Consider the following 24,853-nt stretch of genomic DNA (forward strand, 5'->3'; position numbering starts at 1 on the left):
GGGCTTCGTTTTTACTCGTTCACTTCTCGGGAAAGTATTAGAGCTCAGCTGATAGAGGTACCTCTCTGGCGTCGAAGCCCTGCGTCTTCTTCGCTTGATTGGGGAAAACAGCCTCGCTTAAGCAATTGCGAGCCCGCCCAGACGTATCTGTGGGGTTGTCTGCACAATTCGCGGTATTATGTTGCGGAGTTTTGAAAGGAGCCGCTGGTGGTCACGACGACGTTTGCTTCGCCTTTGGGCGAAATCCTGCTTGCCGCTGATGGCCGCGGTTTGACGGGGCTTTGGTTTGAGGGGCAGGAGCACTTTGGCTCCACGCTTCTCAAAGAAGATCCCGAACATGTTGAAGGCGCCGATGCGGTTTCTGGTACCGGTGGGATGTCTTCGGTGAGTCCGGCAAATGGCGCGGCTTCTTCGGTGCTTGAGCGTTCTTGGGCTTGGCTGAATGCTTATTTTGCGGGGCAGGAGCCTCGGTTTACGCCGCCGTTGCATATGATTGGCACGGCGTTTCAGCGTGAGGTTTGGTTTGAGCTGCTTTCTATCCCGCGTGGCGAGGTCGCTACGTATGGTGAGATCGCCCAGCGTGTTGCGGCTCGACATCGTGTACCGGGAAACGAAGCACCTGTTGTGTCTCCCCGTGCCGTGGGGGCCGCGGTCGCGCGGAATCCTATTTCGATCATTGTGCCGTGCCATCGCGTGGTTGCCGCCGACGGCTCGCTTAACGGATATGCCGGCGGGCTTGACCGCAAGGAGTGGCTGCTTCGGCTCGAGGGCGCGTACGAGGAATAACGTTCGAGCACTTTGCATAGCCAAGACGCCGTGAAAGAACGGGACATGCTTTCCGAATGGAGGCTCAGATGGAAACTACGTCCCGGAATTCCGTTTTAAAGCGGGATGCGCTTTCCGAATGGCGTTCCAAGCGGAAACCGTGTCCCGGAATACAGCCTCAGAGTGGGACACCGTTTCCGGCTGAGACCACCTGCCTGGACATCGATCTACGCCCGCTCCTGCAGGGCGTAGATGGACTTATCCATGTTGAACAGGTAAGCCACAACGCAGACAATAATGAACATCGGCAAGTTACCAAAGCCGAAGACTTCGCAGCCAATAAGGATGGGTGCGAGCAGCGTATTGGTGGCGCTGCCAAAGACGGCTGCGTAGCCCAGTGCGGCGCAGAGCTCGACGGGCATGCCGAGTTGAGCCTCGTTATGGCGACATCTGGGTAACAGAAAGGCCCGCGTTCCTCAGAGGCAAGATAGGCAATTCTGCTTCTGAGGTAGATCTCAATTCTGCCGACCGCACTGCCGACCGCATCAAACATTAACTGCCGGAGGGCTCGGTCAAATTCATACGTGTAGATGATGGTTTCGAATGTTGTGCCTTCGCGAAAGATGGTAATCCCGGACTTGCATTTGGTTTTGTAGGGAAACCAGTAGGCCGACAGTCTGTAGTGGTTGGCTTCGACCAAAGCTCGCTCGAGTTCGCTTTGATCAGAGCACTTAAGACCCTTGTTTTCTGTCAATAGTGCTATTTGTTCGTTGATGGATATCCGCGACTTCTGGTATTTCATTAAGCCTCTTGATAGAAAAAGAGCTGGAGTTGCGCATCGTTGAGAGGCTTTCCAGCTTTAGCAAAACAAACTTATAAGATGCGACGGGCCGCGTCAAGATAATTACCGGACGGCCTAGGAGGCGGCTGGTTGGCTGGCTTAAAACCCAGCGCGTGAAATGACGCTCCACGCTATTCAGCGCGCTTGATAGGATGACGAACCACGGTCTTAAGTTTCTCCGGCGCACACTTGCGTGGATCGGAGAGATAGATTTCGTGATGTAAACGGGTATCTGAGAAGTCGGGGACATAGCCCTGCTCGGTCGCATATTCATGCATGGCGTCTACGGTTGCCGGCTCGCTGTCGTAGGGTCCGGTATGCATGCATTGAACGCAGAGACCCTCGTCAACTTTAAGCAGCTCGACGGCAGAAAAGTCCAGTTTCTTTTTGGCCGTGGCTTCCGCGACCGCCCAGTCAAAGTCATCCTGAGTGACGAAATCGGGCAGGCGGATGCACGAGATAAAGTTGAAATCGTCCTTGCGTACATAATCGATGTCGCCGCTCGGGGAGTCTTGCCACCAGAAGCCCTCGAGCGGCGGTACCACAAAGTCGAAATAGCCCTCGATACTCCTTGAGCCTTTCTTCGACATCTTGATGGTATAGGCGATGCCGTAAAGCAGCGGCAGGGCGTTTTGATACTCGCCACCTTCGGTATTTGGGTCGCCCTTTCCGCGAACGGCAACGTAGCTCATAGGCGGGACAGTTACGATACTCGGCTTGCTTGCAGGTTTGTAGAGCTCCTTGCATTCCTTCTTAAAGTCGAACGCCATGTTGGCCGCCTTTCTGCGTATTGGCCTGCTTAGATAGCCGAATCATATCATAGAAACGAACAGCTGTTCGAATGATTTGGCTGACAGATTGAGATGCGTGCGTTGTGTTTGGCGGTCGGCCTGACCCAATCGATGATTTCTCTGCCTCCCCGGCGTCTCATCTATAGCTTCCATTTCCCCATATAAAACCCGCCAAAATAAACCTGTCCCTTTTTGGTAGGTGGGAAATGGGTAATACTAGAGAGTTATCCGACCAGATGGGAACCAATCGATGGCCTATATCGAATTTAAAGACGTCATCAAAGCATACGGCGAGGGCGATGCCCGCATCCACGCGCTCGACGGCGCGAGCTTTACGGTCGAGCGCGGCGAGCTCGCCATTATCCTGGGTGCCTCGGGTGCCGGCAAGACCACGGCGCTCAACATTCTGGGCGGCATGGATACGGCGACCTCCGGCACCGTGACGGTGGACGGGCGCGATGTGAGCTCCGCTAACGAGGCGCAGCTCGTGGAATACCGCCGCGCCGACGTCGGCTTTGTCTTCCAGTTCTACAATCTGGTCCCCAACCTGACGGCGCTTGAGAACGTCGAACTAGCGGCACAGATCTGCCCCGATTCGCTCGATGCCGAGCAAACGCTTCGTCAGGTTGGTCTGGGCGACCGACTCGCTAACTTTCCGGCGCAGCTTTCGGGCGGCGAGCAACAGCGCGTGTCCATCGCCCGCGCGCTGGCCAAGAACCCCAAGCTACTTTTGTGCGACGAGCCCACGGGTGCACTCGACTACAAAACCGGCAAGCAGATCTTGCAACTGTTGCAGGACACCTGTCGCAAACAGGGCATTACGGTCATTATCATCACCCACAACTCCGCGCTTGCGCCCATGGCCGATCGCCTGATTCGCTTTAAGAGCGGGCGCGTGGAGAGTGAAACGGTCCAGCAAAATCCCGTGCCTATCGAGACGATCGAGTGGTAGCGCCCATGGACCAAGATCGCCAAAACAGCCAAAACCACGATACGGAGCACGCGGGTCGCGACCGGGAGTTCGCGACCTACCGTATCGCTCAAAGCTCAAACGATATGGTGCCGACGGTTTTTCGCCGTGGCATCTACCGCACGATTCGGGGCAGTCTTAAGCGCTTTTTGTCCATCGTGGTTATCACCGCTCTCGGCGTGAGTGTGATGTGCGGCCTTAAGGCGGGCTGCGAGGATCTGTGCGATTCGGTCGACGCGTATTTTGACCAGCAGAATGTCTATGACATTAACGTGCAGTCGACCTATGGCCTTACACGCGACGATCTTGCGGCTATCCAAGAGGTCGACGGCGTCGAGACGGCTGAGGGTATCTACACCGAGACCGCCTACACCGCCGTGGGCACAACGCGCGAGCGAGTGGTCGTGCAAAGTCTCTCCAAGGAGAACATCGATCAGCCGGTGCTCGTGAACGGCGATTTGCCCGAGAGCGCCGATGAGGTCGCGGTGACTTCGAAGTTCCTGAAGGCTTCGGGCAAAAAGCTCGGCGATACAGTGAGTTTTGCCGCCAATGACGCAAGTTCATCGAACCAAAGCGCCAAGGATCAGTTTGCCGCGGGCGATTACACCATTACGGCCGAGGTCCTCGATCCTACCGACGTGAGCTCCGACTCGACAGTCAACGCCTTTCGCGCTGCTTCGGCGGCGGACTATAAGTTCTATGTGAGCGAGGACGCCGCGACATCTTCTTCCTACTCCGCAATCCGCGTGATCGTCGAGGGAGCCAAGAGTCTCAATTCCTATTCGGATGCCTACGCGGCAAAGATCAACGAGGTCAAAGGCAATATCGAGAAGATCCGCGAGGAGCGTGAGAAGGCGCGCGCTCAGGAGCTGACGGTCGACACGCCGACAAGCTTGGATGCGGCCGAGCGCCAGGCGAATATGCTCTTTGGGATTGAGCAGGACAACATCAACCGCATGGCAGAGGGCAGTGAGGAGCGCGTGCAAGCGCAGGCCGACCTGGATCAGCGCCGTGCCGCCGCCGACCAGCAGTTTGCCGATGCCCGCGCCGAGCTTTCCGATCTGGGAGAATGCACCTGGTACATCCAGGACCGCGGCAATATCGCAAGTTACTCGAGCGTGGAGAGCGATAGCTCGTCAATTGAGGCTATCGCCACGGTGTTCCCGTTCATCTTCTTTATCGTCGCCGTGCTCATCAGCCTTACCACCGCCACGCGTATGGTCGAGGAGGAACGCACACTCATCGGCCTGTATAAGGCGCTCGGTTATTCGCGCGGACGCATCCTGTCCAAATACGTGGACTATGCGCTGTGGGCCTGTCTGATCGGCGGCGTGCTCGGCAACATCATCGGATTTGTGGGCCTGCCGCTGTTCCTGTTTACGGTGTTCGACGACATGTACTCACTGCCCCAGATGCTGCTTTCGTACGACATCGTGTCCTCGATCGTTTCGGTGGCGCTGTTTGCCGTGGGCGTGGTGGGCGCCACGATTATCGCCTGCCGCCACGAGATGGCCGAGACCCCGGCCTCGCTTATGCGTCCCAAGGCCCCGCGCGCTGGCTCGCGCATTCTGCTCGAGCGCATCGGCTTTATCTGGCGCCGCATGGGCTTTTTGAACAAGGTCGCTGCACGCAACCTTTTCCGCTATAAAAAGCGCGCCTTTATGACCATCTTTGGCATCGCGGGTTGCACCGCGCTTGTGATTTGCGGTATGGGTATTCGCGACACGTCGGTCGCGCTTTCGCCCAAGCAGTACGGCCACATCACACGCTACGATCTGCTGGCGGTCGCCAATCCCGACGATTTTTCGCAGACGTGCGCGGCGCTCGACGAGCGAAGCGCAGCCAAGGATTCCGACGTGACCGTGACTTCGATGCTGCCGATTATGACCGACAACGTCACTTTTACATTTGGCGGAAAGAGCGAGACCGTGCAGCTCATTGTGGTGCCCGATGACCGCACGAATGATCTGGACGACTATGTTCGCCTTGAGGATGAGTCCAAAGAGCCACTGTCTTTGCGTGACGGAGACGTGTATCTGAGTAAGAGTTCACAGCTGGTGCTGGGGATTCAGCCGGGCGATACAGCACACGTCCAGGATTCGTCACTCAACGTCGCCAAGGTCAAGGTCAGCGACATTTCGCTTAACTATCTGGGCAACACGCTTTACATGACGCAGAGCACCTATGAGCGCGCGTTTGGGCGCAGCGTTCGCCTCAATGGCATCTTTGCGCTGCTCAAGGGTTCGTCGGCCGACCAGATTGCGTTTAGCAAGAAGCTTAAGAGTGACGGCTGGCTTTCGATTTCGAGCACGGCCGAGCATTGGGAGAACTTTGAGGCGAACTTCACTATTATCAATTCCGTCGTGGTGCTCGTGACCTTTATGGCGGCGTGCCTGTCGTTTGTGGTGGTGTTTACGCTGTCCAACACGAATATCTCCGAGCGCGAGCGCGAGCTGGCGACCATCAAGGTGCTTGGTTTCCGCCGTGGCGAGGTGCACCATTACGTCAACAAGGAGACGTTGATCCTCACGGCAATTGGCGCCGCGCTGGGCGTGCCACTGGGCGGCTTGCTGGCCGAGAGTTTTACGTACATTTTGCAGATGCCGTCGCTGTACTTTGATGTTGAGGTCGAGCCGCTAAGCTACGTGCTCGCCGTGGTGCTTTCCTTTGGCTTTACGTTTATCGTCAACCTCGCCACCAATCGTACCCTCAACAAGATCGACATGGTCGGCGCCCTCAAAAGCGCCGAGTAACCTGTCCTGGGATTCAAGCTGTAGCGAGCTACCGACGCATCCACAACCGCCTTTTTGCATAAACCGCCCCGCCGAATGCATACTTCGACGGAGCGGTTGCTTTTTGCCCGCAGGTACCCCAGGGGGCGGCGTGCAAAATCTGGAGTATTCAGCATCCCGGAGTCCGCGAGTGTGGGAGCGGGCGCACAAAAGCGCATTGAAAACCTGACTTTGAGCTCCGGCGCCTCGAGGACCGCTCATTTTTTTGCAGAATGCGGCCCGCGGCGCCTGTCTCTCGCCCAAAATCCAGTATGCAGGCACCCTCGGCTGCTGAATACTCCCAAAAATGCACGCCGCATCCTACCCCAGGCACTTGCAGCAAGAAGACGAATAGCCTCGGCCTCCCCAGTCACCGTAGGAGGCCCCAGGGCTTACCTCCCAAATCTTTCCGCAGGACGGAAGGATCCCGCCGCGCGAAGCGCACGGCGGGATCCTGACATGTCCGAGGACGATTTGGGAGGTAAGCCCTGGGGTCTCCGATGAGAGCAGTTTCGGCCGAGGCTATTCGTCGCCGAAGCTGATGCCCAACGCCTTGGCCTCGCGTACCAGGTCGCTCTGGGGGTCGACATACTTGAGCTTGCCGGCGACTTCCTCGAGCGGCATGTGGCACATCTTGCCGTCACGCAGGGCGATCATGTAGCCAAACTCGCCGCGTAGGCAGCCGAGTGCCGCCTCGACGCCGCACTGGGTCGCAAAGATGCGGTCCTGGGCGTCGGGCTGGCCGCCGCGCTGCGTGTGGCCGGGGATGGCGACACGGGTCTCGCGACCAGTCTTGGCTTCGATCTCCTTGGCGATGTCGTAGACAATCGAGGGGCTCGTACGCTCGGCGAGCTTCTTCTTGTACTCCTTCTTGGACAGCGCCGCGTCCTCCTTGGAGATGGCGCCCTCGGCGACGGCCACGATGGTAAAGCGGCTGCCGGTTTCCATGCGATGCTCGATGGTCTTGATGACGTTATCCATGTCGTAGGGGATCTCGGGAATCAGGATGACATCCGCGCCGCCCGCGACGCCGGCGTACAGTGGAATCCAGCCAACCTTGTGGCCCATGATCTCGATAACGAACACGCGCCCATGGCTCGAAGCGGTGGTGTGGATGTCGTCGATGCACTTGGTGGCGACGTCGATGGCGCTCGTAAAGCCAAACGTCAGCTCGGTGCCCCAGGTGTCGTTATCGATGGTCTTGGGCAGGGCGATAACGTTGAGGCCCTCTTCGCGCAGGCGGTTGGCGGTCTTGGTGGAGCCGTTGCCGCCCAGCATAAACAGGCAGTCGAGCTGCAGCTTATGATAGGTGTGGACCATTGCGGGTACCTTCTCGACGCCATCGGCCTCGGGAATATCCAGACGCTTGAACGGCGTGCGGCTCGTGCCCAGGATGGTGCCGCCGCGGGTGAGGATGCCGCTAAAATCGGCGGGCGACATGACGCGGAACCTGCTGTAGATAAGGCCCTGGTAGCCGTCCTCAAAACCATAGATCTCGATAGGTTCTTCGCTATTGGTCATAAGCGTTTTGACGATGCCGCGCATGGTGGCGTTGAGCGCCTGGCAGTCGCCGCCACTGGTAAGAAGACCGATCCTGAGCATGATGAATCCTTCCGGGCAAGTTATAACATGCGCATAAGTTTACCCCCGCACACTGTTGATACGGGGGTAAAACGTGTTAGCTCAAGCGTATGGAAATGTAAGCAACGTCAGGGAACGTAAGGTCGACGGGCCTGGCTCCTTACAGTGCGAAGGCATCGACGTTGCCCCAGTGGCGGCGCAGCGTGATGGCGGCAGCGGGCTCGGTATTGTCAAAGACGACCGACCACTGCGTGTTGCTGGTGATGTCTTCCGGATTGGGCTTTTGCGCCGCAGCGCGTAGGGCCTTCCAAGCGACTGCCTCGTCTTGGGCGCCGACATGGGCGTCAAGGACATCGGCGATTGCGACGGCGCGCTCTTTACCATGGCCCAGCTCGCCATTCTTTTGGTTGGGCAGCACTTCGTCGCCATAGCAGGCGTAGAAGTTCGTGACCTGGCGAACAGGGGTCGCTTTGAAAGCACGGTCCGGATCGCGCGGATCCCACTCTACTACGCGCGCGTCACCGGCGGCGTCGTTGATAAAGAAGTGGTAATCGCGTCCTGCCATGGCGTGCATGTCGTAGGCGGAAAGCAGGTCGACAGCTTCTTGCGTGGTGGCGGCACGGTCGAGCACCAGACGGATGGCGAGTGAGGTATTGATGACGGGGCGTTGCGCGTCCTGGTCACAGGGCTTGGAATCCAGAGTGAGTACGGCAATGGACACGCCGCATTCGTTAACACCGTCGAGCTGGGCAAACGGGCCCATGAGTGCGGCGGCACGTCCGGCGACGGAGTCAAGCGGAGTGTTATCGCCCAGGTTGTTAAGGGCGGCAAACCCGATGGAGGCATAGCCGCCACGTGGGTGATTGCGCACCAGCAGCGCCGAGGTGTCGTCCTTAAAGTCGTAATTGCGACCGGTGCGCACGCGGCCTTCGGCATCTACGGCGACAAAAGCGCTGCAGGCAAACTGGGGCGCCTGGACATGTACCGGCACACCGGGCAGCACCTGCGCCACCACGGCATCGATGTAGGCCTGGTCGTCGCGCACGCCAGCGGCGATGATGCGATCAAGATCGTAGTCGTAGGCGATGTCGATTGCGTACAGGTCATAGCCATCCGCGTAGCCGGTCAAGCGTTTGAGCGACGCGGCGGACTTGATTTGCTTGTGATAAACGATACCGGTGGCAGCGGCAAGGCCGACGGCGACTCCCGCGACACCGCAGGCGATGGCAATGTTACGTGGCTTCATGACGACTCCTCTCGTCCTGTTAGCGTAATTGTCGCAAAAGGTGCACGGGCATGATGGCTCAACTTGGTGAGTGGCGCGGAATTAAGCACGGAATGAAGAGTGCGGCACTGGCGTGGCGGGGTATGCTGGAGGGGACCATCAACCCAGCGAAAGGGGAGAGCATGACGGATCAGGAAACGCCCGAGCGCGCGCATGTGACGGCCGACGATATCGAGGCCGCCAACGACCTTATCGACTTTATCGAGGCGTGCCCCAGCATGTTCCATACGGCGGCGACTATTATGGCCGAGCTCGACGAGGCGGGCTTTACCTACCTGCCCGAGAACGCGGCGTGGGACATCGAGCCGGGCGGGCGTTATTACACGCAGCGCAACACCTCGAGCGTTGTTGCCTTTAAGGTGGGCGAGGACCTGGCCGCGACGTGGGGCGAGGACGGCGTTGCCGGTGACTATCATTTTCAGCTCACGGCGTCGCACAGCGATTCGCCGACGTTTAAGGTCAAGGCCGTGCCTGAGCTTGACGGCGCGGGCGAGACGCTGCGCCTGAACACCGAGGCCTACGGCGGCATGATCGACTACACCTGGTTCGATCGCCCGCTGGCACTCGCGGGCCGCGTGCTGGTGCGCGAGGGCGACCGTATTGAGAGCCGCCTGCTTGCCACCGAGCGCGAGGTTGCCATTATTCCGAGCCTTGCCATCCACATGAACCGCGGCGTTAACGAGAGCTTTGCTCCCAATCGCGCCGTTGACCTGTGCCCGCTCATCAGCGCTGGTGACCTTAAACAGGGCGACTTTGACGCCCTGATCGCCGACGAGCTGGACGTTGAGCCCGAGCAAATTTTGGGCCGCGATCTGTTCCTGGTCAATCGTCAGGATGCGCGTATTTGGGGCTGGGCCGACGAGTTTATCTCGACACCCAAGCTTGACGACCTGGCCTGCGCCTACACCTCGCTACAGGCATTTTTGGGCGCCGAGAACGCGCGCGACGTCTCGGTCTTCTGCTGTTTTGATAACGAGGAGGTTGGTTCCGAGACCAAACAGGGCGCCATGTCAACGTTCTTGGCCGATGCATTGCGCCGCATTAACGGATCGCTGGGCTTTGACGACGAGTCGTATCATCGCGCCCTTGCCGCATCGATGCTCGTGAGCTGCGACAACGCGCATGCCGTGCACCCCAACCACGCCGAGAAGTGCGATGCGCGCAACCAGGTTGTGCTCAACGGCGGCATCGTCATCAAGGAAGCCGCCAACCAGCACTATTGTACCGATGCCTTTAGCCGCGCGGTGTTCCAAGCTATTTGCGATGACGCCGACGTGCCCACGCAGGCCTTCGCCAACAAGAGCGATATGGCCGGCGGATCCACGCTCGGCAATCTGTCCAATATGCAGGCGAGCATGCATGCCGTGGACGTGGGCCTGCCGCAGCTGGCCATGCACTCGAGCTACGAGACCGGCGGCGTGCGCGACGTGATGTACGCCATCCGCGCCCTCACGGCTTTCTACGAGCGAAACCTAACCATCAACGGCGCCGAAAGCGTGGAGCTCTAAAACCTGCTAAAAGGGACAGGTTCATTTTGGCAGGTTTTATCTGGGAAAATGCAAAGGATGAAACCGAACTAGATTGGTGATGCGTAGCCGCCGAGGTGCAATGTGCCTCGGCGGCTTTTTGTGCACAGAGCACGGCTAATACTATTAAATGCTATACATGCTTTACGTATCTACCATAGAGTTTTATGATAATTATAAAGTATTAAGGAGGGGTCATGACCACAACAGCCGCTCAGATCAACGTACGTCTCGATGCCGATCTTAAAAGGAGAGGGGACGCCGCTCTCTCCATGGCTGGCATTACGCCGAGCCAAGCGGTGCGTGCGCTCTGGCAACTTGCGGCATCTCTGGCTGATCGGCCCGGCGCGCTCCAGGATATCCTTTCGCCTGGTCGTGCCCGGGCGGAACAGCGCGAGCGAGAGAAAGCCGCCAAGCACAAGCTCGAACTCATCGACCAAGGTTCGCAGCTGTTCGCTGCTGTTTGCCGTGAGTCGGGGATTGACTTGGCTAAGGTGCAGCCCTCGGGTAATGAAGAGCTCAAACGGAACGCCTACGCTGATCGCTATGGCGAGGAGATGAGCTGGCTCTATGAGTGAGAATCCAAAGCGCATCTTGGTTGATACCAACGTGTGGCTTGATTACTTCATTCCCCAGCGACGCGGTCGTTCGGCGGCAATTGAGTTTTTGCGTGATTCGTGTACGGCTCAGGCTGAGCTGATGTATGCGGCGACATCGTCCAAAGACCTGTTCTATTTGATTTCGAGCGAACATAAGGCGTGGTATCGGCGAGAGCACGGTTCGCTGTCTCAAGATGCCGCTTCGGCGGCGACATCACTCGCATGGGATTGTCTTGATGTGTTGTCGCAACTTGCTACGCCCGTGCCCTGCGATCTGAGCGACATATGGATGGCGAGCAAGCAGCGTAAGCTCCATAGCGATTACGAAGACGATTTAATCATCGCGGCAGCGATGCGCGCAAAGGCAGACCTTCTGGTCACCAACGATGCCAAACTCTGTTCACACGCACCCGTCGCAGCAATGAGTGTAGTAGACGCAAGAAACTACCTGACGTCCTTCTAGTGCTCGATCCAACAACGTAAAGTTTCGCCGGCTTGCAGGTGACGCAGGTTCTCTGCGGCGATGTCGACAACGTTGTTGAGCGTGGCGGCTAGGTGGAACCAGCCGGAGACGTGTGGCGTGATGAGCATGTTGGGCGCATCCCACAGTGGGCTTGTTTCAGGCAACGGTTCGGGGTCGGTGACGTCGACCGCGGCGCCGGCGAGATGTCCCGACTCCAGGGCGGCAACCAAGTCGTCGGCGACCACAAGGTCGCCGCGGCCGCCGTTGGCAAAGAAGGCGCCCGGTTTCATCGCGGCGAAGAACTCGGCGTTTGCCAGGCCGCGGGTCTCGGGTGTGCTCGGCATAAAGGATGCGACGATGTCAGCCTCGGCCAGGCGCTCGGACAGGGCGTCCATGCCGTCCATGTCCTCAAACACAATGGGGTAGACGAGTGGATGGCGCTTGATGCCGCGGACGTGCGCGCCCATGTTGCGGCAGAGCGTGGCGAAGTGGCCGCCGATATCGCCCGCGCCCAGCACCAGCACATTGGCGTTTTTGAGCGAGGTGACCGGCCCCAAATCCTCCCAGCGATGCTCGCGCTGCAAGTCGTGATAGCCGGGCAGGCGCTTCATCATAGACAGCACCATGGCAAACATGTGCTCGCTCACGGCCTGACCGTAGGCGCCGATCGAGCAAGACAGCTTGGCTTCAGCCGGCACGGTGCCGGCGGCCAAGTAATCGTCATAGCCGGCGGTCTGCAATTGCAACAGCTGGAGATGCTCGCATGCGGTAAGCAAGGCGGGGTCGATGTTGCCCAGGATTACGTCGGCGTTGGCGACCTGCTCACGCGTGACGGCATCGGCGCTCGTGTAGATAAAGTCCTCGCCCGGAGCGCTCGACTCGAGGATCGCGCGGTGACGATCGTTGACGGGCAACAAAACCAGAATGTTCACAAGCAGTCCTCTCCGCCCAACCTGCCAAAAGGGGACAGATTTATTTTGGCATGTTTTATCAGGCAAAACGTTCAAATAAAACGCCGGGCTACGCGATGGTTAGCATATCCATCGCGTAGCCCGGCGCATCCACGGCTACCAGCTCAGCAGCTCGTAACCATCCTCGGTCACCGCGAGCTGTACCTCGCACTGGGCCGAATCACTGCCGTCCTTGGTGCGCACGCACCAGCCATCGCCCTTGCTGATCTTAATGTCGGGCGCTCCGGCGTTGACCATGGGCTCGATGGTAAAGACCATGCCCGGGGCCATGATGGTGTCCACATCGGGTGCCTCGGTGGTAAAGCCCACAAACGGGTCCTCGTGGAACTCCTTACCGATGCCGTGCCCGCCGTACTCGCGCACCACGCTAAAGCCGGCTTCCTCGACCGTCTTTTGCACGGCCTCGGCCATAACGGATAGCGGCAGCCACGGCTTGACGGCCGCCAGACCCGCCTCCACGCTGGCGCGGGTGACGTCGACCAGGCGCTGGCGCTCGGCAGAGACCTTGCCGATGCAGAACATGCGGCTCGAATCACTAAAGTAGCCGTCCAAAATCGTGGAGCAGTCGACGTTGATGATGTCGCCCTCGTGCAGCACATCCGCATCGCAGGGGATACCGTGGCAGACGACGTCGTTGATCGAGGTACACACGCTCTTGGGATAGCCCTCGTATTTGAGATCGGCCGGCGTGCCACCGTGCTCGACGGTGTAGTCGTAGATCATCTGGTCGATCTGGTTGGTGGTCATGCCTGCGGCGATATGCTCGCCCACATAATCGAGCACGCCCACGTTGATGGCTGCCGAGCGCTTGATGCCCTCGATATCGGCGGGCGTCTTGTAGAGCGTGCGGGGCAGAACCTCCCAGCCCTCTTCCCACAAGCGCTCGAGGCGCTCATCAAAGGCGCTATGGCATTTCTTATATTTTTTGCCGCTGCCGCACCAGCAAGCGTCGTTGCGGCCAGGCACGGGTCCTTTGTCATACATGGCTAACTTCCTTTCATCCGCAGCTAGTATAGCCCACCCACGCGTCCATAAAAGTTGCGGTGACATAGTTCCGATTTAAGCGGTTTAACAGCATAAACAGGAACTATATCACCGCAACTGATGGAGTGGGATGGCGGACACTGGCTGCTGCGCGGTTTTGCTAGTAGCTCACCTGGCAGGGGATGCCGAGGGTGCGCACGCGTGCGGCAATCGTGTCGAGCACCTCGGGCGCCGCTTTAGCAAGGCCGGCGATTGGTGTCTCGCGCGCCACCGTGTAGATGGTCGCTTCTTGTGGGCGAATGCGCTCAAGCGCCGCGAGCCAGGGGGCGACGTACTCCTCGCCGGTGTTGTCGATGGGCTTGCCCTGATACTCACCGGTCAAAAAGATCGTCTGGATAATAACGTGACCGTCAAAGCTTGCGAACGTCTCAATCTGGTGCTCGACGTCGTAGGGGCCAACAGGCTGGTCGAGCAGCTGGATAAATGCCGGATCGACCGTATCGAGCTTGAGGATGTTGTCGTCGACCATCATGAGCGCATCGTGCACCTGGGGGCGGTCGGCGCGCGTGCCGTTGGAGAGCACGGCGATCTTGGAGTTTGGGGCAAGCTCGTCGCGCAACGCGACGGCGCCGGCGATGGCCTGGGGAAACTCCGGTGCGGCGGTGGGCTCGCCGTTTCCTGCGAAGGTGATCACATCGGGGAGCTCGCCCTCGGCTGCCATCTCGCGCAGCTTTGCCTCGAGCGCGTCGAGTACCACGGCAGCTGTGTTGTACGGCTCATGGCAGGGGCGCTCGGCGTTGAGGCCGTTTTCGCAGTAAATGCAGTCGAACGTGCAGATTTTGCCGCTGGCCGGCATCATGTTGACGCCGAGCGAGAGACCAAGGCGACGGCTGCGAACGGGCCCAAAGATGGGGCTGGCATTCAAAAACGTAGACATAGGCATATGCTCCTCAAGACAATTGTGCCTAAGCATAGCATCGGCTCCAAAGCAAGGTGCGGGCTCTTGCTTTACAAGTTTCGTTTTTTCACGTCGCCCATGATGCTGTGCCATGAAAAGCCTCGGGTCGGGTACAGTTAATCTGTTAACAAGGTATAAGGCAATGCGGGTCCATCCAACCGTACTGACGTGCAACTGGATGGGCATTGATGATGGGGGCACAACATGGATTTTACGGTCGAGAATGCGGGCACCACGATTGCCTGTCGCGAATATGCCGGCCCGGATGTGTCGCCTGATGCTCCTGCTTTGGTGTGCGTGCACGGCGCTTGTGTCGACGGCACATTTTTCGACGGTATCGCTTGTGAGCTCAGCCGCAACTACCGCGTAATTGCCTACGACCGCCGCGGCTGCGGTGGCAGCAGCGATGCGGCAGACGGCAGCTATGATCTTGCCGCTCAGGCCGCCGACCTGCAAGCCGTGATCGAACACGTTGGCGCTCCGGCAAATGTGCTTGCGCATAGTGCCGGTACGTTGGTTGCGCTGGAGCTTCTTCGCACCGAACCCCATCTCGTCGCCCGTGCGATTCTGCATGAGCCGGCTGTGTCGGCCAAAGGCGTCGGTATGGGCGCAGCTCCGGTTTTGCTCGATATGATTGCGGCGGGAAAGGTTTCAAGGGCGCTCCGGCTTTTCTTGGGAGCCCTCGGCGACTTGGACCCCGAGGCTCCTGGGACGACCGAAGCGGAAGTCAAACATGCCCTGCGCAATGGTCGTTGCTTTATGGCCAATGAATACGGAACAAATATGACATATGCTCCCGACTGGGAGCGCGCTCGCGCGTCAAAGGCGGTGTCGGACGTGTTCTTGGGCGAGCTCTCGGTTGGCACGCCCCGCGAGGCGGGCACGAGGGTGGCTGCCGAATATCTCGATTGCCCCCTTGTGACGATTCCGGGCGCGCATAACGGTCTGCGCGATCGCCCCGTTACGGCGGCAAATGCCGTTCGTGATGTCTTGGAGCGTTAGCACGCTCGATGACCTGCGGGGAGAGGGGTTGTTAGCGTTTCGTCATTGTTAACGAATGCGTCCATAACCGCGCGCCCGCGGCTCCATTACCGCCGCTTGCCAGGTCATAAAAATGTAACGATAATCGCGCGTTTGCCTTCAGCTGTTAGATGTTACCCTTGTACCAATTGATATGCACCGTTGCCGTGCATAACGATAGAAAGGGCCCCATATGCGCAAAAATCACGAGGTCAATCTAACCGACGAGGAGGCTGCCGCTGAGGTCGCCCGCGTCGCGAAGACCTACCCCGTGGTGCGTTTGCTGTCGGCCGATCAGATTAAGAGCGAGCCTAACTGCCTGCTCGCCGGCAATCGGTGCCCTTGTCTGCGTCAGTCGAGTCTTGAGGCCTTGGCAGATTCCGATGAGGTGTCGGAGCAACTGCTCAACGATGGTGTTGAGTACCGCGCCCGCCTACGCCCTCTGAAGGTCGAGGGCGAGCCTCACGTCCTGCTGATGGTGCGCCCGATCGATGAGCAAGAGGCTGCAGAAGGGGACCTCGTCTACACCGACGTGCTGACGAGTGTGCGCAATCGCCGATATTACGAGGAAAAGCTCCGTAGCGCCCGCATGAATGCCGGCGTTGCGGTGATCGACCTTGATGATTTTAGGGTCTTCAACGATACGTGTGGCCGCCATGCCGGCGACCTTGCGCTCGGTGCTGTGGCGACGGCCATACGCAGCGGAATTCGTTCGACTGACGAGCTCGTACGCTATGGCTGCGACAAGTTTGTGGTCGTCATGCCCAATATTCCCTCCGATGACTTCACCCGTCGCCTGCATCAGGTGTCCGATGCCGTTCATGCCACGATTGTTCCGGGCCATGAGTACGTGAGCTTGACGGCATGTGTTGGTGGCGTTCGCATTCATGGCGAGACGGTCGATGAGGGCGTTGGCCGCGCTGTCCAGTTATTGAGCCGCGCTAAGGCAAAAGCCGGTACGGTCGTGACCGATGCCGATTCCATCGAAGCCTTCCAAAGCGAAAAGCCTTTGGTGCTTATTGTCGATGACTCCGAGATGAACCGAGCCATTCTCAACGAGATGCTCAAGGACGAGTATTGCATCCTCGAGGCCGACAACGGTCGTACGGCGCTCGACATGGTCGACCGCTATGGCGATGAGTTGTCGCTCGTGCTGCTGGATATTGTCATGCCGGGCATAAGCGGCTTTGAGGTGCTGGCCGACCTGTCGCGCCGATCGGGTATCGACAATCTGCCTTTCATCATGATTTCGAGCGAAGATTCCGATGATATGGTTCTGCGCGCGTACGAGCTGGGCGCCTCGGACTATATCAACCGCCCGTTTGACTCCCGTGTCGTGCGCCGCCGTGTAAGCAATACCATCCGCCTATACGCCAAACAGCGCCGCCTGACGAACCTGCTGTCCCAGCAGTACAACGAGCGCGTCAAGAACAGTCGCATGCTCATCGACATCATGGCCGGCGTCATGGAGCTTCGCAACGGCGAGAGCGGCAGGCACGTTACGAACATCGAGAAGCTGACCGAGCTGCTGCTTGGCTGTCTGGTCCAGCGTAGCGGCACGATCTCCCTCGACAATGAGGAACGCTCCACGATCGCCCTGGCTTCGGCGCTGCACGATATCGGCAAGATGTCGATTGACGATGCGATCCTCAACAAGCCCGGACGCCTTACGCCCGAGGAGTTCGAGATTATGAAGACGCATACCACGATGGGCGCCGACATGTTGCTTGAGCTGGGCCGCCATCACGTCGGCAATGCGCTTATGGAATATGCGTACCAGATTGCGCGTTGGCATCACGAGCGCTGGGACGGCAAGGGCTATCCCGATGGCCTTAAGGGCGACGAGATTCCCATTGCCGCGCAGGTGGTCTCGGTGGCCGACGTGTACGATGCGCTGACGAGCGTGCGCGTGTACAAGGACGCTATCCCGCACAAGGAGGCGATCCAGATGATCTTGGACGGTAAGTGCGGCACCTTTAACCCGCTGTTGCTCGACTGCCTGCTCGAGGTGCAAGACCGTATTGCCGAGACGTTGGCACGCCCCGCCGACGTTGTCGCGTTTCCCACGATTTAGTTTGACCAAAGGAGTTTTAATCCATGATTTCCATGCGTGAGGCGTATGAGAAGATTGGCGCCAATTATGATGACGCGTGCGCTCGGCTGATGGGCGAGAAAATGCTTGCCCGCTTTGCCCTCAAGTTTTTGGATGACGAGAGCATGGACAAGCTGGAGGCCGCCATGGCGGCGGGAGACGCCGAAGGTGCGTTTATGGCAGCGCACACGCTCAAGGGCGTGAGCCAGAACCTGGGATTTGATAATCTGTACGAGCCGGCGGTCGTGGTGACCGAGGCGTTGCGCGGCGCCGATGCCGTTGACGGTGCTCGCGAGGGAATGCATGCACTGCAGCAGCAATATGCGGCTACGATGTCGGCCCTGCGCGAGGCGGCCGAATAAGAGCTTGCGGGCCTTGGGCTGCGTGCCCCGGCCACATATAGGCAAAAGGGCGCCCCGCCGGACCATGTGGCCGGCGGGGCGCCCTTTTGTGTTGTGCTGTCCGTGAACTAGCGGGCCTGCTTAACCTTTGCCGCTGCCTCGACAAACGACTTCCACAGGTTAAAGTCGGTCTCGAGCGTCTTCCACGTGTACTCGGGATGCCATTGCACGCCCAGGCAGAATGGCTGGCCTTCGACTTCGATGCACTCGGGAACACCGTCGGTTGCCTTGGCGACCAAGCGCGTGCTCTTACCCAGACGATCGACGCAGCAGTGATGTGCCGAGTTGGTCTGGATCAGCCTGTGCCCGCCAAGCGCGCGCTCCAGTAGCGAACCCTGCACGACCTCGACGGGATGCACGGGGTCGTTGAGCACGTGGGTATGGCGCCATTGCGTGCGGCCCTCGCGCGCGCCCAGGCTCGGCACGTCCATGCACAGGGTGCCACCGGTGGCGACATTGAGCAGCTGCGTGCCGCGGCAGGTGGTAAAGAGCGGCTTTTTGGCGCGGAGCACCTCGCCGACCAGCTTAAACTCAAAGCTATCGCGGATCTCGCAGCAGAGGGTGGGGTCGTAGGGTCGATCATCGCCCCAGCGTTTGGGATTGACATCGGGGCCGCCGGGAATGGCGATGCCGTCGGCGATATCGACGTAATGACGGATGACCTCAATGTCCTCGGTAATGGACATCTGCAGCGGCAGGCCGCCAGCGGCAAGGATGGCATCGACAAAGACACTTGCGATTTCCTCGTTGGGGGAGAGCATCTCGGTTAAAAATGGCTCTGCCTCTTCCCAGCGCGGTGCGACGAGGATGAGTGGGCGGTCGGCGGGGGCGACGTCGACGTGCGGGGTGTAGGACGATGAAGTACGGGTTCCGATCATGGGTGTAGCTTTCGAATCTGAAGGTGACAGGGCGCATGAGAGACGTGGGACAACGCTTTCAATGGATTTATCCCATGGGGTGGCTGGTTAGTGGCCCTTAATGGAGTTGAGGAAGTCCTGGGCGCGCTTGGTCTGGGGGTGGTCGAAGAACTCGTCGGGCGTGCCGGTTTCCACGATCTGGCCGTCGGCCATGAACACGACGCGGTCGGCCACGCGGCGGGCAAAGTTCATTTCGTGCGTGATGACGATCATCGTCATGCCCTGCTGGGCCAGACGGACCATGACCTCGAGCACTTCGTTGATCATTTCGGGGTCAAGGGCACTCGTGGGCTCGTCAAAAAGCATGGCCTTGGGCTGCATGGCGAGTGAACGGGCGATGGCCACGCGCTGCTGCTGGCCGCCCGAAAGCTGTGCGGGCACCTTGTCGGCCTGCTCGGCCACGCCCACGCGGCTCAGCAGGTCCATGGCGCGCTCACGAGCTTCCTCCTTGGACACGCCCAGCACGTCGACCGGTCCCAGCATGACGTTCTGCAGTACCGTCATATGTGCAAACAGGTTGAACTGCTGAAACACCATGCCCAGTTCGGCGCGCATGCGGGCAAGGTCCTTGCCTTCCTGCGGCAGGGGTTCGCCCTCGATGAGGATCTCGCCCGAGTCGATAGTTTCCAGGCGGTTGATGGTGCGGCACATGGTCGACTTGCCCGAGCCCGAGGGACCGATCACAACGACGACCTCGCCGCGGTCGACCGAGAGATTGATGTCGTTGAGGACGTGCAGATCGCCATAGTGCTTATCGACGTGTCTGAGCTCGATCAGCGGCTGATTGCCGGTGGAAGAGGTGCTCTGTGCCATGGTGCTCGGCTCCTTATGACTCGAAATGGTAAAGCGTTAGCGGATGATGGTCGCGCCGGTCTTGTGCGAAACGTAGACAGCGGCCTTGTTGATCGCGACGTTGATGAGGATGTAGATGACCGCGATAACCAGGTAGACCGACACGAGGGCGTCGTAGTTGGTAATGAGCACACGGGCATTTTGCATGAGGTCGGGGTAGCTCACCACATAGGCGACGGTGGTGTCTTTGACTACGACCACAAGCTGTGAAATCAAGGACGGAATGATAAACCGAATAGCCTGCGGCAACACGATTTTAAAGGTGATTTTGGCCTTGGAGAGACCGAGCGCCTGGGCTGCCTCGACCTGACCGCGCGGCACGGCATTGACGCCGGCGCGGAAGATCTCGGCAAGTACGCCAGCTGCGGCGAGCGCGACGGGAAGCGTGAGCATCCAAAACGACGGTAGCGCGATCTTGTACTGGGGCAGCACCAAAAAGAAGAAGTAGATGAACAGCAGACTCGGCACACCGCGGAAGAAATCGGTGAGCACGCGGCAGACCAGCTGTAGCGGCTTGATGCCGCTGGTGCGGCCGAGCATAAGGGCTAAGCCCAGCACCAGCGCGATGGCGCCAGCGGTGAGTGCGACTTTAACGGTGCCCTCAAAGCCGGCAAGCAAGAACTTCCAGGTAGTGAGGTGCGTAAAGAAATACCAATAGTGGACCGAAAGCTGACCGGTCACATAAAAGCGCTGCAGTACCAGGATGGCGAGCGCGGCGACAGCAACAAGCGAGATGGCGGTGCCGATGCGAATCTTGGCGCGCATCTTGGGGCCGGGAGCCTCGTAGAGCGCATCGCGCATGGTGAGCGCGGAGGTGGAATGCTTGCTCATCGGAGGATCCTCACCTTCTTATCGATGTAGTTGCCAATGTGGCTCACCACAAAGGCCGTGCCCAGGTAGCCGAGCGCCGAGATAAAGAACGCGGCGACGCCGCCGAGCGAGCGGGTATTGATGTAGCTCACCACGCCGGTGAGTTCCTGCGGTTTAAGCGGCACCTGGCTGCCGAGCGCGGTGGTGAGCATGACGGCGATAAAGAGGTTGGTCATGGGCAATACGCTCGAGCGCAGTGCCTGCGGAATCACGATCTTGGCGAGGATGCGATTGAAGCTCATGCCCAGCGAGCGGGCGGCTTCCACCTGGCCGACGCCGACGGTGTTGATGCCGCTCATAAAGTTCTCGGAACCAAAGGCCGAGCCCAAAAGGACCGTGGCGACGATAACGCAGGTGCGGTAGGGTAGGACGACCTTGAGCGGCGGCAGCGCGTAGACGACGATGATAAGCAGCGCGATGCCGGGGATGTTACGGAAGACCTGGACATACAGGTCGCCAAAGACGCGCAGCGGCTTGAGCGGCGACACGCGCATTACGGTGACGGCGACGGCCAGTACCATGGCGATGGCAAACGACTCAAGCGTCATGCCCCAGGTTGCTAGCAGCGCGTCGATATAGTTCTGGCCATAGAGCGACCAGAGTTCGGAGAGACTCATGCGGACCTCCCGCCGATAAGGAAAGGGGCTCCCGTGTGTACGGAAGCCCCGACAACTCAGTGAGGAAACAGTTTAGCGCAATAAAGCGAATCGTGCGTTTCCGTATGGTTTCGCAGCGGCTGATGCCCAGCTTGCGAGCTTAGGCGCCGACCTCGGGCAGCTCGGGAACGTTGGTGTCGCCCGTACGGTCGCCGATGCAGATCTGCCACAGCTCGGTCCAGGTGCCATCGTCCTCGATCTTCTTAAGGAAGTCGTTGACAAAGGCGACGCCGTCGGAATCGAGCGGCAGGCCGATGCCGTAGGGCTCCTTGCTGCCGAAGGGCTTGCCGGCGATCTTGTACTTGCCGGGCTCGCGGACCAGGGCGCTCTGCTGCATGTTGTTATCGATGACGTAGGCATCAACGCGACCCTGCTGGAGTGCCTGGCGGGCCTCCTCGTCGGTCTTGAACTCCTGCTGGCTGGCCTTGGGAACGAACTCCTCCAGGATGGCGGGGCCGTTGGAGCCGGACTGGACGGCGACGTTCTTGTCGGCCAGGTCGTCGACGCTCTTGATGTCGTCGTTATCGGCGAGCACCAGGATGGCCTGCTGCGTGTAGTAGTAGGGGCCGGCGAAGGAGACGAGCTTCTTGCGCTCGTCAGTGATGGTGTAGGTGGCAAAGACGGCGTCGACCTGGCCGTTCTGCAGGACAGACTCGCGCGTGTCCGAGGTCACCTGGGTGATCTCGACCTTGTTCTCGCCCAGAATGTAGTTGGACAGGAGCTGTGCGATACCGGCATCGAAGCCGCGGGTCTGACCGTCTTTCTCGTTGAGGAGGGAGAAGAGCGTGGAGGTCTGAACGCCACCGATCTTAAAGACGCCGGCGTCCTTGACGGCCGTGGCCCAGGTGCTGGCGGCGATGGCATCGTCGTCGGCTTTGGGGCCGTTGTCGACGAGCTTGTCGAATGCCTTGGCATCGAGCGTAGCGGAAACCTCGGTATCCTCGGAGCCCTTGGAGGAGCCGGCGGCGGAACCCTTGTCGGCCTCGGCGCTGGTGTCGGAGCAGCCGGCAAGACCAAGGCCGGCGACGGTTGCGAAGGTGGCGGCAACGAAGCCGCGGCGGTCGAGAACGACCTGCTGGGAGAGGTTCTTGCTCATGGTAGAACACCTTTCTCAAAAAATCCTAGTGGTTGAGTAGAGTTATACCCTATTGCGCTCAAATGGGTCAACACGAAATAACTCAGAAACATACTTGTCTTATGGGTTATTCTACCTACCAAAAAGGGACAGGCACCTTTGTGGTGGTTCTTGCAGATGTGACGGCCTGCCTCGCTGCTTTGTCTCAATCTGTAACAGGTAGACGAGGAAATGGGTTCTAACTGTTACAGATTGAGATTTTCTCTTCAGGGGAATTCGAATGTCTCAATCTGTAACATCTGGACGGTCAAAAGGTCCCTATCTGTTACAGATTGAGACAAAGGTCTGGGACTACGACGTCTTATCTAGATCTGTAACAGTTAGACGGAAATTCGGGCCCTAGATGTTACAGATTGAGATAATCGCGTCGCGAAAATAAAAACCTCCGCAGGGGTGCTTCCCTTGCGGAGGTTTTCTTACTCGTTGAGTAGCCTTACGGCTTCGGCGGCCATGTTCTCGACCGTCATGCCGTTCTGAGCGAGCAGCTCGTTGGGGTCGTAGCGGTCGGGGAAGCCCTTGGCGATGCCGAAGGTGCGCGTGCGCACGGGCGTGCAGGCCAGGTAGCACGCCACGCGCTCGCCCCAGCCGCCGTCCAAGATGCCGTCCTCGAGGGTGACGACGACGCGATGCTCGGCGGCAAGGCTGTCGAGGAACTCGCGGTCGAGCTCGGTTGCGAAGCGCGGGTTGACGAGCGTGGCTTCGATACCGTACTCGGCGGCCAAGCGGTTTGCCACACGCTCGCCTAGCTCAAAGAAATCGCCGAGCGCGAGCACGGCAACGTCGCGGCCCTGGCGCACCACGTTGTAGCGAACGGCGCTGTAGTCGGTGTCCTCGGCGGGCGCCAAATCGGGGCGGCTAACCAGGCCAATGCCCGGTACGCGGATCGCCACGGGATGCTCGCGGTGGTCGAGCGACCAGCTCAGCATGGACAGGTATTCCTCCATGCAGGCCGGCGCCAAGTAGCGCATGTTGGGAAGAGCGCCCAGCATGGAAATATCAAAGAACGAGAGGTGCGTCTCGGATGTGGTGCCAAAGATCGACGCGCCAAACACCAAGATGGTTGCGGGGGCATCGTTGAGGCACAGGTCGTGCCACAGCTCGTCGTAGGCGCGCTGCAAAAACGTGCCGTACACACCAAAGACTGGCTTGGCGCCCGAGCGCGCAAGCGCGGTGGCAAAAGTTACGGCGTGCTCCTCGGCAATGCCCACGTCGACAAACTGCTTACCTGCCGCAGCGCGAAGCTCGGGTGTAAAGCCCATGATGTAGGGCGTGGCGGCCGTGATGCCCACGACCTGCGAATCGCGCTCGATGGCGGTGCTGAGCGCCTCGCCCGTAATATCGGCATAGGTGCGCGGTGCGGGCTCGCTCGGATGGCCCGGGCAGAGCTTGCGCCCAGTCGCCATGTCAAACGGACCCACGTGGTGCCAGCGTTCCGGGTCGCTCTGGGCTGGCTCAAAGCCCTTGCCCTTGGCGGTAGAGACGTGCAGCACGATGGGGTGATCGATATTGCGCAGTTCCTGCAACGCGTCGACGAGGGCCAACACATCGTTACCGGCGTCCAGATAGCGGTAGTCGAGCCCCATCGCGCGGAAGACGTTGCGCTCACAGGCACCGTTGCTGGCGCGCAGCTCGGCCAGATTGCGATACAGGCCGCCATGGTTCTCGGCAATGGACTGGTCGTTATCGTTGACGATGATGATCAGGTTGCTATCGAGTTCGGCGGCATTGTTAAAGCCCTCAAACGCCAGGCCGCCCGAAAGCGAGCCGTCGCCAATGATGGTGATGACGTTATACGTGTCGCCCGCCAGGTCACGCGCGTGGGCAAGGCCGCAGCCCAGGCTCACCGACGTGGAGGTATGGCCCATGGCGAACAGGTCGTGCTCGGACTCGTTGGGATTGGCAAAGCCAGAAGCCTCACCATAACGTTCCGGATTGATATAGGTGTACGCGCGCCCGGTCAGCGCCTTGTGGGCGTAGGTCTGGTGCGACACGTCAAAGACAATTTTGTCGGTGGGGGAGTTAAACACGCGATGGAGCGCGACCGTGAGCTCAACGACGCCCAAGTTGGGGGCAACGTGCCCGCCGACGGCGGCGGAGCTTTCGAGGATGGCGTGGCGAATCTCGCCGCAGAGCAGCGGAAGCTCGGCGCGGTCGAGAGCCTTGACGTCCTCGGGCGTTGTCGTTTGCGTAAGCAGCATCGTTGTGGGTTACTCCATGCGAATCGTGCGCCGGCACTCCCTCGGCCGGCACAATTGCACAAGACAGTCTCGCACATTTTGGCGTTTGATATGTGACGGCGGCGCGGTAATTCGCCAACTGGTGGGGCAAAACGTTTTGTCCGATGCCATACTGATGTGTTCCATGATGTTTTTATCGATTGTGCACAGGCCGTGGCTTGTCGCCAT

22 protein-coding genes and 1 pseudogene are annotated in these 24,853 nt (G+C 59.4%); 9 read left to right on the plus strand and 14 right to left on the minus strand.

All coding sequences use genetic code 11. The features are described 5' to 3' along the window. Window positions 1-207: 207 nt before the first annotated feature. Window positions 208-786: a methylated-DNA--[protein]-cysteine S-methyltransferase gene (locus JMJ97_RS05190; protein WP_238022593.1), complete on the plus strand. Its 579-nt coding sequence runs from the start codon at window positions 208-210 to the stop codon at window positions 784-786. Window positions 787-992: 206 nt separating this feature from the next. Here the strand turns inward: JMJ97_RS05190 and JMJ97_RS05195 are convergent, their stop codons facing one another. From JMJ97_RS05195 to JMJ97_RS05200, 3 genes and pseudogenes are all read right to left on the minus strand, one after another. Then, the gene (locus tag JMJ97_RS05195) at window positions 993-1,187 is read right to left on the minus strand and encodes a chloride channel protein (RefSeq protein WP_117635684.1); all 195 of its coding nucleotides are present in this window, start codon (window positions 1,185-1,187) and stop codon (window positions 993-995) included. A 32-nt stretch (window positions 1,188-1,219) separates the two neighbouring features. After that, window positions 1,220-1,567 (minus strand): annotated as a pseudogene (locus JMJ97_RS09665) (Abi family protein); the annotation flags it as partial. A gap of 170 nt (window positions 1,568-1,737) precedes the next feature. Continuing rightward, complete coding sequence (locus JMJ97_RS05200) at window positions 1,738-2,376, minus strand: GyrI-like domain-containing protein (RefSeq protein WP_260699383.1); 639 nt, start codon at window positions 2,374-2,376, stop codon at window positions 1,738-1,740. Between the two features lie 271 nt (window positions 2,377-2,647). Between JMJ97_RS05200 and JMJ97_RS05205 the strand changes: the two genes are divergently transcribed. Together JMJ97_RS05205 and JMJ97_RS05210 are read left to right on the plus strand one after the other, a co-directional pair. Further along, entirely contained in the window at window positions 2,648-3,349 is a 702-nt protein-coding gene (locus tag JMJ97_RS05205) for an ABC transporter ATP-binding protein (protein ID WP_117816947.1), read from the plus strand. Between the two features lie 5 nt (window positions 3,350-3,354). Continuing rightward, window positions 3,355-6,120: an FtsX-like permease family protein gene (locus tag JMJ97_RS05210; protein WP_260699384.1), complete on the plus strand. Its 2,766-nt coding sequence runs from the start codon at window positions 3,355-3,357 to the stop codon at window positions 6,118-6,120. A 540-nt stretch (window positions 6,121-6,660) separates the two neighbouring features. On the opposite strand, the gene JMJ97_RS05215 is transcribed toward JMJ97_RS05210, so the two are convergent. Both JMJ97_RS05215 and JMJ97_RS05220 read right to left on the minus strand, forming a co-directional pair. Further along, the gene (locus JMJ97_RS05215) at window positions 6,661-7,740 is read right to left on the minus strand and encodes a 6-phosphofructokinase (protein ID WP_118258858.1); all 1,080 of its coding nucleotides are present in this window, start codon (window positions 7,738-7,740) and stop codon (window positions 6,661-6,663) included. 139 nt (window positions 7,741-7,879) lie between these two features. Beyond that, a complete protein-coding gene (locus JMJ97_RS05220; RefSeq protein WP_260699385.1) occupies window positions 7,880-8,965 on the minus strand; it encodes a carcinine hydrolase/isopenicillin-N N-acyltransferase family protein in 1,086 nt (361 codons plus the stop codon). A gap of 161 nt (window positions 8,966-9,126) precedes the next feature. Here JMJ97_RS05220 and JMJ97_RS05225 point away from each other — a divergent pair, with 161 nt between their 5' ends. The 3 genes from JMJ97_RS05225 (at window position 9,127) to JMJ97_RS05235 (ending at window position 11,592) form a co-directional block, all read left to right on the plus strand. Further along, window positions 9,127-10,512 carry a M18 family aminopeptidase gene (locus JMJ97_RS05225; protein ID WP_195363132.1) on the plus strand — a complete coding sequence of 462 codons (1,386 nt, stop codon included), beginning with the start codon at window positions 9,127-9,129 and terminating at the stop codon, window positions 10,510-10,512. 215 nt (window positions 10,513-10,727) lie between these two features. Continuing rightward, the gene (locus JMJ97_RS05230; RefSeq protein ID WP_260699386.1) at window positions 10,728-11,108 is read left to right on the plus strand and encodes a hypothetical protein; all 381 of its coding nucleotides are present in this window, start codon (window positions 10,728-10,730) and stop codon (window positions 11,106-11,108) included. Next, entirely contained in the window at window positions 11,101-11,592 is a 492-nt protein-coding gene (locus tag JMJ97_RS05235) for a type II toxin-antitoxin system VapC family toxin (RefSeq protein WP_260699387.1), read from the plus strand. Before JMJ97_RS05230 ends, JMJ97_RS05235 begins: the two co-directional genes overlap by 8 nt. Here JMJ97_RS05235 and JMJ97_RS05240 read toward each other — a convergent pair. From JMJ97_RS05240 to JMJ97_RS05250, 3 genes are all read right to left on the minus strand, one after another. Beyond that, complete coding sequence (locus tag JMJ97_RS05240) at window positions 11,589-12,524, minus strand: D-2-hydroxyacid dehydrogenase (RefSeq protein ID WP_260699388.1); 936 nt, start codon at window positions 12,522-12,524, stop codon at window positions 11,589-11,591. The two genes, JMJ97_RS05235 and JMJ97_RS05240, sit on opposite strands and share 4 nt — an antisense overlap. A gap of 135 nt (window positions 12,525-12,659) precedes the next feature. Then, a complete protein-coding gene (gene map / locus JMJ97_RS05245) occupies window positions 12,660-13,547 on the minus strand; it encodes a type I methionyl aminopeptidase (protein WP_260699389.1) in 888 nt (295 codons plus the stop codon). Window positions 13,548-13,707: 160 nt separating this feature from the next. Next, window positions 13,708-14,484, minus strand: coding sequence for a radical SAM protein (locus tag JMJ97_RS05250; RefSeq protein ID WP_260699390.1), 777 nt, complete (start codon window positions 14,482-14,484; stop codon window positions 13,708-13,710). A 225-nt stretch (window positions 14,485-14,709) separates the two neighbouring features. Between JMJ97_RS05250 and JMJ97_RS05255 the strand changes: the two genes are divergently transcribed. The 3 genes from JMJ97_RS05255 to JMJ97_RS05265 all read left to right on the plus strand — a co-directional run bounded on the left by JMJ97_RS05255 (window position 14,710) and on the right by JMJ97_RS05265 (window position 17,979). Further along, window positions 14,710-15,507, plus strand: a complete 798-nt coding sequence (locus JMJ97_RS05255) for an alpha/beta fold hydrolase (RefSeq protein WP_260699391.1) — start codon at window positions 14,710-14,712, stop codon at window positions 15,505-15,507. Between the two features lie 211 nt (window positions 15,508-15,718). Next, a complete protein-coding gene (locus tag JMJ97_RS05260; RefSeq protein WP_260699392.1) occupies window positions 15,719-17,599 on the plus strand; it encodes a diguanylate cyclase in 1,881 nt (626 codons plus the stop codon). Between the two features lie 23 nt (window positions 17,600-17,622). Then, a complete protein-coding gene (locus JMJ97_RS05265) occupies window positions 17,623-17,979 on the plus strand; it encodes an Hpt domain-containing protein (RefSeq protein ID WP_260699393.1) in 357 nt (118 codons plus the stop codon). A gap of 107 nt (window positions 17,980-18,086) precedes the next feature. On the opposite strand, the gene JMJ97_RS05270 is transcribed toward JMJ97_RS05265, so the two are convergent. The 6 genes from JMJ97_RS05270 to JMJ97_RS05295 all read right to left on the minus strand — a co-directional run bounded on the left by JMJ97_RS05270 (window position 18,087) and on the right by JMJ97_RS05295 (window position 24,646). After that, window positions 18,087-18,896: a gamma-glutamyl-gamma-aminobutyrate hydrolase family protein gene (locus JMJ97_RS05270; protein ID WP_260699394.1), complete on the minus strand. Its 810-nt coding sequence runs from the start codon at window positions 18,894-18,896 to the stop codon at window positions 18,087-18,089. A gap of 87 nt (window positions 18,897-18,983) precedes the next feature. Continuing rightward, a complete protein-coding gene (locus tag JMJ97_RS05275; RefSeq protein ID WP_117746439.1) occupies window positions 18,984-19,748 on the minus strand; it encodes an amino acid ABC transporter ATP-binding protein in 765 nt (254 codons plus the stop codon). Between the two features lie 36 nt (window positions 19,749-19,784). After that, window positions 19,785-20,618, minus strand: a complete 834-nt coding sequence (locus JMJ97_RS05280) for an amino acid ABC transporter permease (protein WP_117770082.1) — start codon at window positions 20,616-20,618, stop codon at window positions 19,785-19,787. After that, window positions 20,615-21,274, minus strand: coding sequence for an amino acid ABC transporter permease (locus tag JMJ97_RS05285; RefSeq protein ID WP_006234894.1), 660 nt, complete (start codon window positions 21,272-21,274; stop codon window positions 20,615-20,617). Before JMJ97_RS05285 ends, JMJ97_RS05280 begins: the two co-directional genes overlap by 4 nt. 139 nt (window positions 21,275-21,413) lie before the next feature. After that, window positions 21,414-22,409 (minus strand): glutamate ABC transporter substrate-binding protein, encoded by a 996-nt coding sequence (locus JMJ97_RS05290; protein WP_260699395.1) that lies wholly within the window; start codon window positions 22,407-22,409, stop codon window positions 21,414-21,416. A 455-nt stretch (window positions 22,410-22,864) separates the two neighbouring features. Further along, the gene (locus JMJ97_RS05295) at window positions 22,865-24,646 is read right to left on the minus strand and encodes a 1-deoxy-D-xylulose-5-phosphate synthase (RefSeq protein ID WP_260699396.1); all 1,782 of its coding nucleotides are present in this window, start codon (window positions 24,644-24,646) and stop codon (window positions 22,865-22,867) included. Between the last annotated feature and the right edge of the window lie 207 nt (window positions 24,647-24,853).

The organism is Collinsella aerofaciens (assembly GCF_025289055.1).
In the GTDB taxonomy this organism is placed as follows: domain Bacteria; phylum Actinomycetota; class Coriobacteriia; order Coriobacteriales; family Coriobacteriaceae; genus Collinsella.